This window comes from Pseudomonas lini (assembly GCF_001042905.1).
In the GTDB taxonomy this organism is placed as follows: Bacteria; Pseudomonadota; Gammaproteobacteria; order Pseudomonadales; family Pseudomonadaceae; genus Aquipseudomonas; species Aquipseudomonas lini.
Genome location: NZ_JYLB01000004.1, coordinates 1 through 12,669, shown reverse-complemented (window position 1 = coordinate 12,669; position 12,669 = coordinate 1). Strand labels below are relative to the sequence as shown.

Below are 12,669 nucleotides of genomic sequence, written 5' to 3'. Positions count from 1 at the left end.
TCTGAACTTATAAAAATTTTGCCGAATGGTAATGAAAAGCCCCAATTCTGACAAGGTAATTACCGAGGGGCTCCACTGCCAAGCCTTGCAGTATAGGGCCTCTGCGGATGTGGCAAGTTGTCACAGCGCAATTCCTTGATAAATCGCGCCCATAAAAAAACGCCCAGCTTCGCGAGGAAACTGGGCGTTCTTTTTGAACGCGAAAGCGAATTAACGCTTCGAGTACTGCGGACGCTTACGCGCTTTACGCAGACCAACTTTCTTACGTTCAACTTCACGAGCATCGCGAGTAACGAAGCCAGCTTTGCGCAGAGCGCCACGCAGGGTTTCGTCGTACTGCATCAGTGCGCGAGTGATACCGTGGCGGATTGCGCCAGCTTGACCACTTACACCACCGCCGATCACGGTGACGTAGATGTCGAACTTCTCGACAGTCTCAGTCAATTCCAGCGGCTGACGAACTACCATGCGGGCAGTTTCGCGGCCGAAGAAATTATCCAGCGAACGGTTGTTGATGGAGATGTTACCAGTACCCGGACGCAGGAAAACGCGTGCGGTTGCGGTCTTGCGACGGCCAGTGCCGTAATTTTGAGTCGCCGACATAATGAACTATTCCGTTAAAACTTCAGTTCTTGGGGCTGCTGAGCAGTATGAGGGTGTACAGCGCCCGCATAGACTTTCAGCTTACGATACATGTCGCGACCCAGCGGGTTCTTAGGCAGCATGCCTTTGACCGCGGTCTCGATCACGCGCTCAGGGGCTTTAGCGATCAGTTTTTCGAAGTTGATCGACTTGATGCCGCCCGGGAAACCGGAGTGGGAGTAGTAGATTTTGTCGGTGGTTTTAGCACCGGTTACACGAATCTGCTCGGCATTGATAACGACGATGTAATCGCCGGTGTCAACGTGAGGAGTGTACTCAGCTTTATGCTTGCCACGCAGACGGCTCGCGATTTCGGTGGCCAGACGACCCAGGGTCTGACCTGCAGCGTCGACGACAAACCAGTCGCGCTGTACTGTTTCCGGTTTAGCAGTAAAAGTTTTCATTCTTTATAGCCTCAGGGGCCGCCCTGTAAATTAGACGGCGGATCTTACTGAATAGTGCGTACTTTGACAAGTCAAAGGCAGCCGGATACAGACGCTTTCGGGGGCTCGGGTCGGCGCGTCCGTTCAACGGCAAGATTCTTCGGCGGCGGCGCATCACTTCCACTGCAGAAAGAGGTGCGCAATTATGCAGATTGCGAAAAATAATTCAACCTGCTTTTATGATTGTTTTGCCCAAGGAGCACCCGATGGACTATCGCCAGCTAGGCCGTACCGATCTGAACGTGAGTGCAATCTGCCTCGGCACCATGACCTGGGGCGAGCAAAACAGCGAGGCTGAAGCCTTCGCCCAGATCGAACGGGCCAAGAGCGCCGGGATCAATTTCATCGACACCGCCGAAATGTACCCGGTGCCGCCCAAGGCCGAAACCTACGCCACCACCGAGCGCTACATCGGTAACTACTTCAAAAGTCGTGGCGATCGCGCCGGCTGGATCCTGGCGAGCAAGATCGCCGGCCCCGGCAACACCATTGACTACATCCGCGACAAACACCTCAAGCACAACCGCGAGCACATCGTCCAGGCCGTGGATGCGAGCCTCAAGCGCTTGCAGACCGACTACATCGACCTCTATCAGTTGCACTGGCCGGAACGCAGCACCAATTTCTTCGGGCAACTGGGCTACAAGCACACGAGCGAAGTCAACCTCACCCCGCTGGAAGACACCCTCGAAGCACTGGACGAACAGGTCAAGGCCGGCAAGATCCGCCACATCGGCCTGTCCAACGAAACCCCGTGGGGCACCATGCGTTTCCTCGCCATCGCCGAAGCCCGGGGCTGGCCACGCGCCGTATCGATCCAGAATCCCTACAACCTGCTCAATCGCAGCTTCGAAATCGGCCTGGCGGAAATCGCCATCCGCGAACAGTGCGGCCTGCTCGCTTATTCACCACTGGCGTTCGGCTTCCTGTCGGGCAAATACGAAGGTGGCGCGCGTCCGCCCAAAGGTCGCCTGAGCCTCTACAGCCGCTTCAGCCGCTACTTCAATCCTCAGTCAGAGGCAGCGTGCAGCCGTTATGTGGCATTGGCTCGTGAACACGGCCTGGATCCGGCGCAGATGGCACTGGCATTCGTCACACAGCAACCGTTCGTCACCAGCAACATCATCGGCGCCACCACGCTCGAGCAACTGGACAGCAACATTGCCAGCTTCGAGCTCAAACTTTCCGACGAAGTGTTGGCTGGGATCGAGGCGATTCACCAGGATCATCCAAATCCTGCACCTTGATTGATTCATAGGCCCAATCGCGGGCAAGCCACGCTCCCACAGGAAATCACAAACCTGTGGGAGCGTGGCTTGCCCGCGATGGCGTCTGCCCAGTCACTGCAAATTACAGCGACCGCGCAATAATCTCCTTCATGATCTCATTGGTCCCGGCATAGATCCGCTGCACCCGCGCATCCGCCCACGCCCGGGCGATCGGGTATTCCCACATGAACCCGTAACCGCCATGCAACTGCACGCACTCATCGAGCACCTTGCATTGCAGGTCGGTGCCCCAGTACTTGGCCATCGCCGCTGTCGGCACGTCGAGCTTGCCTTGCAGGTGCAGTTCCAGGCAGCGATCGACGAAAACACGGCCGATCTGGATTTCGGTCGCCATTTCAGCGAGCTTGAAGCGGGTGTTCTGGAAGTCGGCGATGGCCTTGCCGAAAGCCTTGCGCTCACGGGTGTAATCCAGCGTCCATTGCAACGCCGCTTCGGCTGACGCCAAGCCACCCACCGCGACCGTCAGACGCTCCTGCGGCAGTTCCTGCATCAGGTAAGCGAAGCCCATCCCGGCCTGGCCCAGCAGGTTTTCCTTTGGCACCCGAACGTCCTGGAAGAACAGCTCCGAGGTGTCCTGAGCCTTCATACCGACCTTTTCCAGACGCTTACCCTTGGCGAAGCCCGGCGTATTGGCCTCCACCAGAAACAGACTGGTGCCCTTCGCTCCTGCCTTTGGATCGGTCTTGGCCACGACGATCACCAGGTCAGCCAGAAAACCATTGGTGATGAAGGTCTTCGAACCGTTGATCACGTATTCGTCGCCATCCAGCACAGCGGTGGTTTTCACCCCTTGCAGATCGGAACCGGCACCCGGCTCGGTCATGGCAATCGCGGTGACCATCTCGCCAGACACCAGTTTGGGCAGGTATTTATGTTTCAGCGCTTCACTGCCGTAATGCAGGATGTAAGGCGCGACAATATCCGAATGAAGAGAAAAGCCGATGCCGGTCAGACCCAGGCGGCCGACCTCCTCGATCACCACCGCACTGTAGAGAAAGTCCGCCCCCAGCCCGCCATATTCTTCCGGCAGATGCGAACAGAGCATCCCCGCCTCCCCCGCCTTGTTCCAGAGTTTGCGGTCGATATAACCTTGTTTTTCCCATTGCCCATGGAACGGCACGGCCTCTTTTTCGAGGAACGTTCGCACGCTGTCGCGAAAAAGTTCGTGCTCGGAGCTGAACAAGGTTCTGGGGATCATGCGGCACCTGTGATTATTGTTAGGCGGAATTGACCTTTAGAGACTAAGCCTCGCTTCCGATACAGGACACTGGACACATCCGACAAAAAATAAGACGATCCAGCCGTCTGGTGACCACTTTCCCCTATAAGAATAAAGTTGAATTATGTCTAACCAAGTCTCCACGCCCTTGCGGCGCGTCAGCATCCTGGCTATCGACCGGGTTTTCGCTTCCACCCTCATGCAAGCCAAGGATTTCTTCCATCTGGCCAGCCTGCGCTATGGCAAACAACTGGGCCACGGCCTGACACCGGCGTTTGAAACCCGGTTGGTCAGCCCCGACGGTAAACCGGTTAATAGCTTCAGTGACGTGATCATGCCGGTGGACGGCGGCCTGGAAAACGCCGACGTCATTATCCTTCCCGCCTTCTGGGACGATTTCGACACCCTCTGCAAACGTTATCCACAGGTCCTGCCGTGGCTGCGTCAGCAGCATGCACGCGGCGCCGTGTTGTGTGGCGAGGCCACCGGCGTGTTCTGGCTGGCCGAGGCCGGGCTGCTCGATGGCAAGGAAGCGACGACCTACTGGCGTTTCTTCAATGCGTTTGCCGAGCGCTTCCCGCAGGTCCAGCTCAATCAGGACAAACACCTGACCGACGCCGACAACCTGTATTGCGCCGGCGGCACCACGTCAGCCTGCGACCTCTACATTTACCTGATCGAGCGTTTTTGCGGCGCCAACGTGGCCCAGGCTGTGGCCCGCGACATTCTTTACGAAGTGCAGCGCAGCTATGCGCCGGGGCGGATCGGTTTCGGCGGGCAGAAGCTGCACCAGGACGTGATCATCCTGCAGATCCAGCATTGGCTCGAAGAACACTTCGCCGACAAGTTCCGCTTCGAAGACGTGGCCCGCGAACACGGCATGAGCATCCGCAACTTCATGCGTCGTTTCCAGACCGCTACCGGCGACAAACCGCTGCATTACCTGCAGCGACTGCGCATCGAGACGGCCAAGGGCTTGTTGTCCGGCAGTCGCAAGAGCATCAAGACCATCAGCTATGAAGTTGGTTACGACGACGCGAGCTTCTTCGCCCGACTGTTCCGCCAGCACACGGAGTTGTCGCCGAACCAGTATCGACAGCAGTTTCAGCAAGCGGCTTAAGGACTGAACACAAATCCAATGTGGGAGCGGGCTTGCTCGCGAAAGCGGTCTGACATTCAACATTGATGTCGACTGAACCGCCGCTTTCGCGAGCAAGCCCGCTCCCACATGGTTTCTTCGGCGCGCACAAAAAGGGCCTGCATATGCAGGCCCTTTTTATTTTCCGAAAACTCCTACGGCTTATGCGCCCGGGACAGAAACTCGTGGGACTGCATTTCCAGCAGGCGGCTAAGCGTGCGCTGGAACTCGAAGTTCAGGCGACCACCGGTGTAGAGGTCTTTGAGCTCGACTTCGGCGGAAATGATCAGCTTCACGTTGCGGTCGTAGAACTCGTCGACCATGTTGATAAAGCGGCGGGCGATGTCGTCGGTGGTGACGCTCATCTGCTCGACATTGCTGAGCAATACGGCGTGGAAGATTTTACCCAGTTCGATGTAATCGTTCTGGCTGCGTGGGCCGTCGCAGAGTTCGCGGAAGTCGAACCAGGCCACGTCATCGCAAGTGCGCACGGCACGGATTTCACGGTTCTCGATCACCAGCACGTCGTTCTCGATGGCTGCCGTGCATTCCGGCGTCAAGGCCCGGAAGCTCTTGCGCAGGCTTTCCTGGGCAGCATCATCCAGCGGAAAGTGGAACAGCTCCGCTTGCTCGAGGTGGCGCAGACGGTAATCGACGCCGCTGTCGACGTTGACGATCTCGGTGTTCTGCTTGATCAGCGCAATGGCCGGCAGGAAACGCGCACGCTGCAAGCCGTCCTTGTACAGGCCGTCCGGCACGATGTTCGACGTCGCGACCAGGGTCACGCCGTTCTTGAACAACTCTTCCATCAACGTGCCAAGGATCATCGCGTCGGTGATGTCGGAGACGAAGAACTCATCGAAACAAATCACTCGCGACTCGTCGGAGAAACGCTTGGCGATGATGGTCAGCGGGTTTTTCTCGCCGCCGAGGGTCTTCATCTCTTCATGCACGCGCTTCATGAAGCGGTGGAAGTGAGTGCGAGTCTTTTCCTTGAACGGCAGCGCTTCGAAGAAGGTATCGACCAGGTAAGTCTTGCCGCGACCCACGCCGCCCCAGAAGTACAGGCCCTTGACCGGCACCTGGTCTTTCTTGCCAAACAGTTTGCCGAGCAGGCCCGGCTTGTTCTGCGAGGCCGCGACCAGATCGTCGTACAGACGCTGCAAATGACGCACCGCCGTTTCCTGGGCAGCATCGTGGAAGAATTCCGGGCGTTTCAGATCAGCTTGATATCGTTCTAGGGGCGTCATAATTCGTTAGCAAGGCAACAAAAACGGGCCGTCACTGTAGCGACGGCCCGTGGGAATGGCAATCGGCCCTTGGTCGGACCGAGCCGTTGATTATTCCTGAACCGGTGTCAGGGCAACGCGCAAAGCACCGATGGCAGCATCGCGAGCAGCGCTGTCGGCGAAGGCCGGACTGTCGGCAACGCACTCGCCTTCCAGCCAGACGCTGAAGCTCAGGTCTTCACTGCGCACGTCCAAGGCTTGACCGGATTGCAGTTGCTTGGTCACTTGGCCTGCGGTTTTACCGTCGGCGAAGTTGCGCGACAGCAGCAGTTGTTCGCCATCGGCCGCCAGCAGACGGAAGCGAAAACTGCCGTCGTCTTCACGGAAGCTGACGAAGCGCGCGGCTTTCGCAGCCTTCTTCTTGGTGGTCGCTGCGACTTGGGTCTGAGCGACGAAAGAACGCAGGCCAACCGCCTCACGCAGTTCGTGGAGGAACGGCGTCGCCACCGAACGGGCCTTTTTGGCGCCGATCTGCAGCATGTCTTCCAGATCCGCCGGGCGTTCGATCAGCTGGTGATAACGCTCGCGGGATTCGCCCAATTCGCTGTCGAGCAGTTGGAACAGACGATTCTTCGCCTCGCCCCAACTTAGGCCCTGAAGCAATTCGCTGCGGAATTCGTCGGATTGTGCCGGCGTAGCGAAGGCCTGGAACAAGGTGAACAGGTGCGAATTGTCCGGATCCTTGGCTTCGCCCGGGGCACGGGAGTCGGTGACGATCCGCGAAATCGCGTCTTTCATCTCTTTGGCGCTGCTGAACAACGGAATGGTGTTGTCGTAGCTCTTCGACATCTTGCGACCGTCGAGCCCTGGCAAGGTGGCGACGCTCTCCTCGATCAGCGCTTCGGGCATGGTGAAAAACTCTTTGCCCTGGCCGAACAAGTGGTTGAAGCGCTGACCAATATCCCGCGCCATTTCCACGTGCTGGATCTGGTCACGACCGACCGGCACCTTGTGGGCGTTGAACATCAGAATGTCCGCAGCCATCAACACCGGGTAGCTGTACAGGCCCATGGTGATGCCGGCATCCGGGTCTTCGCCATTTTCGACGTTCTTGTCCACCGAGGCCTTGTAGGCGTGAGCGCGGTTGAGCAGGCCCTTGGCGGCCACGCAGGTCAGCAGCCAGGTCAGTTCAGGGATTTCCGGGATGTCGGACTGGCGATAGAACGTCACGCGGTCCACGTCCAGGCCACCGGCCAGCCAGGTCGCGGCGATTTCCAGACGCGAGCGCTGGATGCGCAGCGGGTCATCGCATTTGATCAGGGCGTGGTAGTCGGCCAGGAAGTAGAACGAATCGGCATTGCTGTCACGGCTGGCGATGATCGCCGGGCGGATAGCGCCGGCGTAGTTGCCCAGGTGCGGCGTTCCGGTGGTGGTGATGCCGGTGAGGATACGGGTACGAGTCGTCATGGGTAATCGCTTGTCAGACTGCAATCAATTCGAAAGACGCGGCAGGATCAGATCCTTGAGATCGGTCAGCTTGCCATGAAAAAAGTGTCCGCATTCTGCCACTTTCAGCAGCTCATGGGGGCGATCGAGTGCGTCGGACCAATCGTAAACGAGCTGTGGATCGATGACTTCGTCGGTTTCCGGCTGAATCAGGGTCAATGTACCTTGTTGCGGCAGTTGATCCTGATCGCCCAAACGCATGACGGCGGGCGCGACCATGAACAAATGCTTGAGTTGTTCGCCCTTAGCTTCCAGGCGTCCGCCGAGACTTGCTGCAACAAATCCGCCGAAGGAGAAACCGAACAGGGTCAGGGGCACGTCAGGATGTCTGGCTCTCAGCCACTCGGCCGCCGCCTGGGCATCGTCGACTTCGCCAGTGCCCATGTCGTGCGTGCCTTCACTGGCGCCGACGCCACGGTAGTTGAAACGCAAAGTAATCAAACCGGCGTCGCGCGCGGTGCGCTGCAAGGTCGAGACGACTTTGTTGAGCATGGTGCCGCCCTGCACCGGGTTCGGGTGGCAGATCAGCGCAATGCCGCGCGGCTGCTCGTTATCCAGGTACAAACTTTCCAGTTGACCGACCGGGCCATCAATCACTACAGGGGTTTCGCGCATAAGCAAGGAAGGAACTCCGTGACCTCGAATCGGGTCGACTCGTCTAGCCAATTGTCTGTGCCAATTCTATTGCGAGTGAATCGCGGTATACAGCGCAGGTTCGAGCCGTTAACGTAAAGCAAAGCCGTTTATAGAGGAAGGACTCGTGGAACACTCGCTCTTAGTTTGGTTGTTGCCGACTCTTGCCCTGGTTGTGGGTGTCGCCATTGGATTCCTGATCGCTCGCCTGGTGCCGAATGCCGCGCCTAACCGCACGCAACGTCAGCTGGATGATATTCAGGAACGTTTTGACAATTATCAGAACGAAGTGGTCACCCACTTCAACAGCACTGCCACCCTGGTCAAGAAACTGACTGCGAGCTATCAGGAAGTGCAGGATCATCTCGCCGAGGGCGCCAACCGTTTGGCCCTGGACGAGCAGACTCGCCAACGCTTGCTGGCTGCCCTGCACGCCGACGCGGCACAGGCTCCACGGGAACGCCTGACGCCACCGCGCGATCAGGAACCACCTCGCGACTACGCCCCAAAAATGCCGAACGCGCCAGGCATGCTCGATGAGCATTACGGCCTGAAGAAGTAATCAGGTTTCGCGCGATACAAAAAGCCCTCGGACAAGCGATTGTTCGAGGGCTTTTTTGTTTCTGATCCGATATCTCAGGTGCCTGGCAGGGCCTCTTCGCGGGCAAGCCCGCTCCCACAGGATTTGTGGTTGACCACTATCTTGTGATCGACGAGGAACACTGTGGGAGCGGGCTTGCCCGCGAAGAGGCCGTGTCAGTCGAGATTAATGTCGCCTGGCACACCGCTTTCGCGAGCAAGCCCGCTCCCACAGTTTTTATGGGCAGGTGTTACTGATACTGCTGAACAGGCTGGCCCTGCTGCTGATATTCCTGACCAGGAATCGGCTTCAGGTTGACCTCGACGCGACGGTTCTGAGCCCGGCCATTCACATCACCATTGCTGGCAATCGGGTTATCCGGCCCGGCACCACGCGCCGACAGGTTGGCCCCGCTGACACCCTGGGAGGTCAGGTAAGTCGCCACGCTCTGGGCACGACGCTGGGACAGGTCCATGTTGTGCTGACGGCTGCCGGTGCTGTCGGTGTAGCCGACGATCTCGATCTGGTTCTGGTTGAACTCCTTGAGCGAGCCCGCCAGATTGTTCAGCGGCTGGTAGAAGCCCGACGCGATGTTCGCCGAATCGGTTGCGAATGTGATGTTGCCCGGCATGATCAGCTTGATCTGATCGCCTTGGCGCTGCACTTCAACCCCAGTGTTGGCCATGCTGGCCCGCAGTTTTTTCTCCTGCTGGTCGGCGTAGTAACCGTAACCGGCGGCAGAAGCCCCCACCACGGCGGCGCCAATCAGCGCGCCCTTGCCACGGTTATCGTGACTGATGGCAGCACCGGCCAGTGCACCGGCCAAGGCGCCGAGGCCACCGTATTTGGCGGTTTTGCTCATGCCCGTGGAGCCGCTATCAGCCTGACCCTGATTGTCATAAGGGTTCTGCGTTGCGCAACCGGACAACAAAGCCACAGCAGTAGCGACAATAATCAAACGACGCGAGGTGAACATGGAGAGCTCCTACTTTTTTGCATTCTGTGGTGCAGCGGACTTAAGCAATGAACCTTTGCGGGCGTTGGATCATGGCCAACGCCAAAAATTCCGTCGTGCCTTTCACAACTGCATCTTCAGGCTCGTACAAAGGGGTTACCGCGCATTTCATCGCCCAGGCGAGTATCCGGACCATGACCGGTCACCACCGTCGCCTCTTCGTCGAGGGTATACAACCGTTGTTTGATCGAACGCACGAGAGTCGCCTGATCGCCTCCCCATAAATCCGTGCGCCCTACCCCACGCTTGAACAGCGTATCACCGGCAATCAGCAGCTTAGCCTCTGAAAACCAAAAACTCATGGAACCTGGTGTATGACCCGGCGTGTGCAACGCCACGCCACACCCGCAAGCCAGCTCTTCATCGTCGGCCAACCAGCGATCTGGCGATGGCACGGGGGTATAAGGCACACCAAACATCTGACACTGCATCTCCAGGTTGTCCCAGAGGAATTGATCTTCTTTATGCAAATGCAGCGTCGCGCCGGTTTTCTCCTTGAGCTGCCCGGAAGCCAGGAAGTGATCGAGGTGCGCGTGGGTGTGGATGATGCTGACCACCTTCAGGCCCAAGGCGTCGAGGCGCGCGAGGATCAGTTCGTGATTACCGCCCGGGTCGACGACGATGGCTTTTTTCGTGATCGGATCGCCGATGATCGTGCAGTTGCACTGCAACGGGCCGACGGGGAAGGTTTCGCGGATGAGGGCGGGTTTTACAGCGTTCATAAAGAGTCCTGGAAGAGCAAGGCAGTCTTGTGCAGATAAGTTGAGGCCCTCAGGATTAAACGGCCGTGGCCGATACAAAACTGGAGCCGCCATACGTCGGTCTCACCTCAAAAAAATAGTGGCCATATGATGTCAATGGCGCTATTTATCATGCAGAATTGCAGATTGTAGCGGCCACATCCAGGAAGGGTCGCAGCCTACCCCAGGAATTTCACATGCCACGTCCCACTGGTTATACCGATAGCTTGTCTTCTTCGCTGACAGGCTTTAAAGCCGTCGACAGCTTAATCTCCGGCTTCCAATGGGAAAGCTCCAAGTGGTGGATGCCTGGAGCTGTGACCAATCTGACGTACAGTTTCATAACGCCAGGCATGGCTTACTTCGCGACCAACTACAGTGCTGACAATGAGTACAAGAACATGTACGCATTGACCGCGGCGCAACAAACTGCGATTACCGGCGCGCTCGCCTCCTGGAGTGCGGTTGCCAACATTACCTTCCGACTGACCACCGACAATGCAACCAACGTGGGCGATTTGCGTTTTGGTGGTTATACGCAGATGGACAACACCGCAGCGGCATGGGCGTATTTCCCCTCCGACGACCCAAACGGTGGCGACGTCTGGATCGGACCAAATACCAACGATGCTACACCCGACAAAGGCAGCTACGACTTCATGACGTTTATTCATGAAATCGGTCATGCGGTAGGCCTCAAGCACCCGTTCTCGCCAGGGGGTTCAAACACAATCACGCTCGATCCGGCGCTGGATGACGTCTCATTGACCGTCATGAGTTACAACAACTCGTACTCCTACCAACCCACGACACCGATGCTGCTCGATATTCTGGCCATCCAGAGTCTGTATGGCGTCAACAATCTGTGGATGACGGGCAACAACGTTTATTCCTGGGCGCCCACCCAGTCGGTGTTCGAAACCATCTGGGATGCCGGCGGAAACGATAGCATCGACGCCAGCAACCAGTTGGCTGCCGTGCGCATCAACCTCAATGAAGGTCAGTTCAGCCAGATCGGCCAAGCGTTCACCGACCAGAATGGCGATGCTTTCAATGAAGGGCTGGCGATTGCCTTTGGCGCGAAGATCGAAAACGCCTATGGCTCGGCGTTTGACGACTCGCTGATCGGCAACGCACTGGGTAACTTGCTCAATGGCATGTCTGGCGCGGACACCATGGATGGCGGTGCAGGTAATGATAGCTACATCGTCGATAGTGTCGGCGATGTGGTCATTGAACGTGGCCTAATGCTCTCGGAAATAGACACGGTCTACTCCTACATCGACTACACCCTGGGCAGTAATGTCGAGAACCTGATACTGGTGGACGGGGCCAACCTCAACGGCACCGGCAACACCCTGAACAATGTGATCACCGGCAATATGGGCGGCAACCTCCTCGACGGCGGTCTCGGTGCCGACACCCTGATCGGTGGCGCCGGCAACGATACCTACATCGTCGACAACCTCGGCGACATGGCCATCGAGACCAGTACCCTAGCCGGTGAGATCGACACCGTGCGTTCTTCGTCGAGCTACATCCTGAGCAATAACCTGGAAATCCTCACGCTGACCGGCACAGCCAACACCTATGGCATCGGCAACGCCCTGAACAACGTGATTACCGGCAACGACGGCAACAACCAGCTCAATGGTGCCGCCGGTGTGGACACCCTGATCGGTGGCAAGGGCAACGACGATTATTTTCTTGATCAGGCCGGCGAACTGACCCTGGTCCAGGAAAACGCCAGTGAAGGCACCGACACCCTGTACGTCGTCTACAACGCCACGGCACAGACCAACACCGTCGACCTGAACCTGAGCAACCTGCACAACGTCGAGAACGTGCTGTTGCTCGGCGCCGGCGCTTTTACCGCGCTGGGCAACGACCTGAACAACAGCCTGACCGGCAACGCCGCGGACAACCTCCTCAATGGCGGCCTCGGTGCCGACACCTTGATCGGCGGTGCCGGCAACGACAGCTACGTCGTCGACAACCTCGGCGATGTGGTCATCGAAACCAGCACCCTGGCCAGCGAAATCGACGCCGTCTATTCCACCTTCGATTACACCCTGGGCAACAACATCGAGAACTTGATACTGGTGGATGGGGCCAACCTCAACGGCACCGGCAACACCCTGAACAATGTGATCACCGGCAATATGGGCGGCAACCTCCTCGACGGCGGTCTCGGTGCCGACACCCTGATCGGTGGCGCCGGCAACGATACCTACA

At 57.8% G+C, this 12,669-nt stretch carries 12 protein-coding genes; 4 read left to right on the top strand and 8 right to left on the bottom strand.

The window, feature by feature from the left end; translation table 11 throughout:
* Positions 1–210: 210 nt before the first annotated feature.
* Together rpsI and rplM are read right to left on the bottom strand one after the other, a co-directional pair.
* Positions 211–603 carry a 30S ribosomal protein S9 gene (gene rpsI / locus TU81_RS12340; RefSeq protein WP_002555064.1) on the bottom strand — a complete coding sequence of 131 codons (393 nt, stop codon included), beginning with the start codon at positions 601–603 and terminating at the stop codon, positions 211–213.
* Between the two features lie 14 nt (positions 604–617).
* Positions 618–1,046 (bottom strand): 50S ribosomal protein L13, encoded by a 429-nt coding sequence (gene rplM / locus TU81_RS12335; protein ID WP_007905295.1) that lies wholly within the window; start codon positions 1,044–1,046, stop codon positions 618–620.
* 245 nt (positions 1,047–1,291) lie between these two features.
* Between rplM and TU81_RS12330 the strand changes: the two genes are divergently transcribed.
* A complete protein-coding gene (locus tag TU81_RS12330; protein ID WP_048395382.1) occupies positions 1,292–2,332 on the top strand; it encodes an NADP(H)-dependent aldo-keto reductase in 1,041 nt (346 codons plus the stop codon).
* A 103-nt stretch (positions 2,333–2,435) separates the two neighbouring features.
* Here the strand turns inward: TU81_RS12330 and TU81_RS12325 are convergent, their stop codons facing one another.
* On the bottom strand, positions 2,436–3,572 hold the full coding sequence (locus TU81_RS12325) for an acyl-CoA dehydrogenase family protein (protein ID WP_038981619.1): 1,137 nt from the start codon (positions 3,570–3,572) through the stop codon (positions 2,436–2,438).
* 244 nt (positions 3,573–3,816) lie between these two features.
* Here TU81_RS12325 and TU81_RS12320 point away from each other — a divergent pair, with 244 nt between their 5' ends.
* Entirely contained in the window at positions 3,817–4,713 is an 897-nt protein-coding gene (locus TU81_RS12320; RefSeq protein ID WP_173667540.1) for a GlxA family transcriptional regulator, read from the top strand.
* 173 nt (positions 4,714–4,886) lie between these two features.
* On the opposite strand, the gene zapE is transcribed toward TU81_RS12320, so the two are convergent.
* The 3 genes from zapE to TU81_RS12305 all read right to left on the bottom strand — a co-directional run bounded on the left by zapE (position 4,887) and on the right by TU81_RS12305 (position 8,081).
* Positions 4,887–5,981, bottom strand: coding sequence for a cell division protein ZapE (zapE, locus tag TU81_RS12315; RefSeq protein ID WP_008004987.1), 1,095 nt, complete (start codon positions 5,979–5,981; stop codon positions 4,887–4,889).
* A gap of 90 nt (positions 5,982–6,071) precedes the next feature.
* Complete coding sequence (locus tag TU81_RS12310) at positions 6,072–7,427, bottom strand: tryptophan--tRNA ligase (protein ID WP_048395379.1); 1,356 nt, start codon at positions 7,425–7,427, stop codon at positions 6,072–6,074.
* A 24-nt stretch (positions 7,428–7,451) separates the two neighbouring features.
* Complete coding sequence (locus TU81_RS12305; RefSeq protein ID WP_048395377.1) at positions 7,452–8,081, bottom strand: alpha/beta hydrolase; 630 nt, start codon at positions 8,079–8,081, stop codon at positions 7,452–7,454.
* A 145-nt stretch (positions 8,082–8,226) separates the two neighbouring features.
* Here TU81_RS12305 and TU81_RS12300 point away from each other — a divergent pair, with 145 nt between their 5' ends.
* The gene (locus TU81_RS12300) at positions 8,227–8,661 is read left to right on the top strand and encodes a YhcB family protein (RefSeq protein WP_048395375.1); all 435 of its coding nucleotides are present in this window, start codon (positions 8,227–8,229) and stop codon (positions 8,659–8,661) included.
* Positions 8,662–8,929: 268 nt separating this feature from the next.
* Here TU81_RS12300 and TU81_RS12295 read toward each other — a convergent pair whose 3' ends face one another.
* Positions 8,930–9,655: an OmpA family protein gene (locus tag TU81_RS12295; protein ID WP_038981614.1), complete on the bottom strand. Its 726-nt coding sequence runs from the start codon at positions 9,653–9,655 to the stop codon at positions 8,930–8,932.
* A gap of 116 nt (positions 9,656–9,771) precedes the next feature.
* Positions 9,772–10,416, bottom strand: a complete 645-nt coding sequence (locus TU81_RS12290) for an MBL fold metallo-hydrolase (RefSeq protein ID WP_038981613.1) — start codon at positions 10,414–10,416, stop codon at positions 9,772–9,774.
* Positions 10,417–10,631: 215 nt separating this feature from the next.
* Between TU81_RS12290 and TU81_RS12285 the strand changes: the two genes are divergently transcribed.
* The coding region (locus tag TU81_RS12285; protein ID WP_048395372.1) for a M10 family metallopeptidase at positions 10,632–12,669 on the top strand (2,038 nt) is incomplete at its 3' end.

Bases quoted from the DNA above. Each gene is read 5' to 3' on its own strand.
- rpsI (WP_002555064.1), bottom strand. From the start codon at position 603: ATGTCGGCGACTCAAAATTACGGCACTGGCCGTCGCAAGACCGCAACC.
- rplM (WP_007905295.1), bottom strand. From the start codon at position 1,046: ATGAAAACTTTTACTGCTAAACCGGAAACAGTACAGCGCGACTGGTTT.
- TU81_RS12330 (WP_048395382.1), top strand. From the start codon at position 1,292: ATGGACTATCGCCAGCTAGGCCGTACCGATCTGAACGTGAGTGCAATC.
- TU81_RS12325 (WP_038981619.1), bottom strand. From the start codon at position 3,572: ATGATCCCCAGAACCTTGTTCAGCTCCGAGCACGAACTTTTTCGCGAC.
- zapE (WP_008004987.1), bottom strand. From the start codon at position 5,981: ATGACGCCCCTAGAACGATATCAAGCTGATCTGAAACGCCCGGAATTC.
- TU81_RS12310 (WP_048395379.1), bottom strand. From the start codon at position 7,427: ATGACGACTCGTACCCGTATCCTCACCGGCATCACCACCACCGGAACG.
- TU81_RS12305 (WP_048395377.1), bottom strand. From the start codon at position 8,081: ATGCGCGAAACCCCTGTAGTGATTGATGGCCCGGTCGGTCAACTGGAA.
- TU81_RS12295 (WP_038981614.1), bottom strand. From the start codon at position 9,655: ATGTTCACCTCGCGTCGTTTGATTATTGTCGCTACTGCTGTGGCTTTG.
- TU81_RS12290 (WP_038981613.1), bottom strand. From the start codon at position 10,416: ATGAACGCTGTAAAACCCGCCCTCATCCGCGAAACCTTCCCCGTCGGC.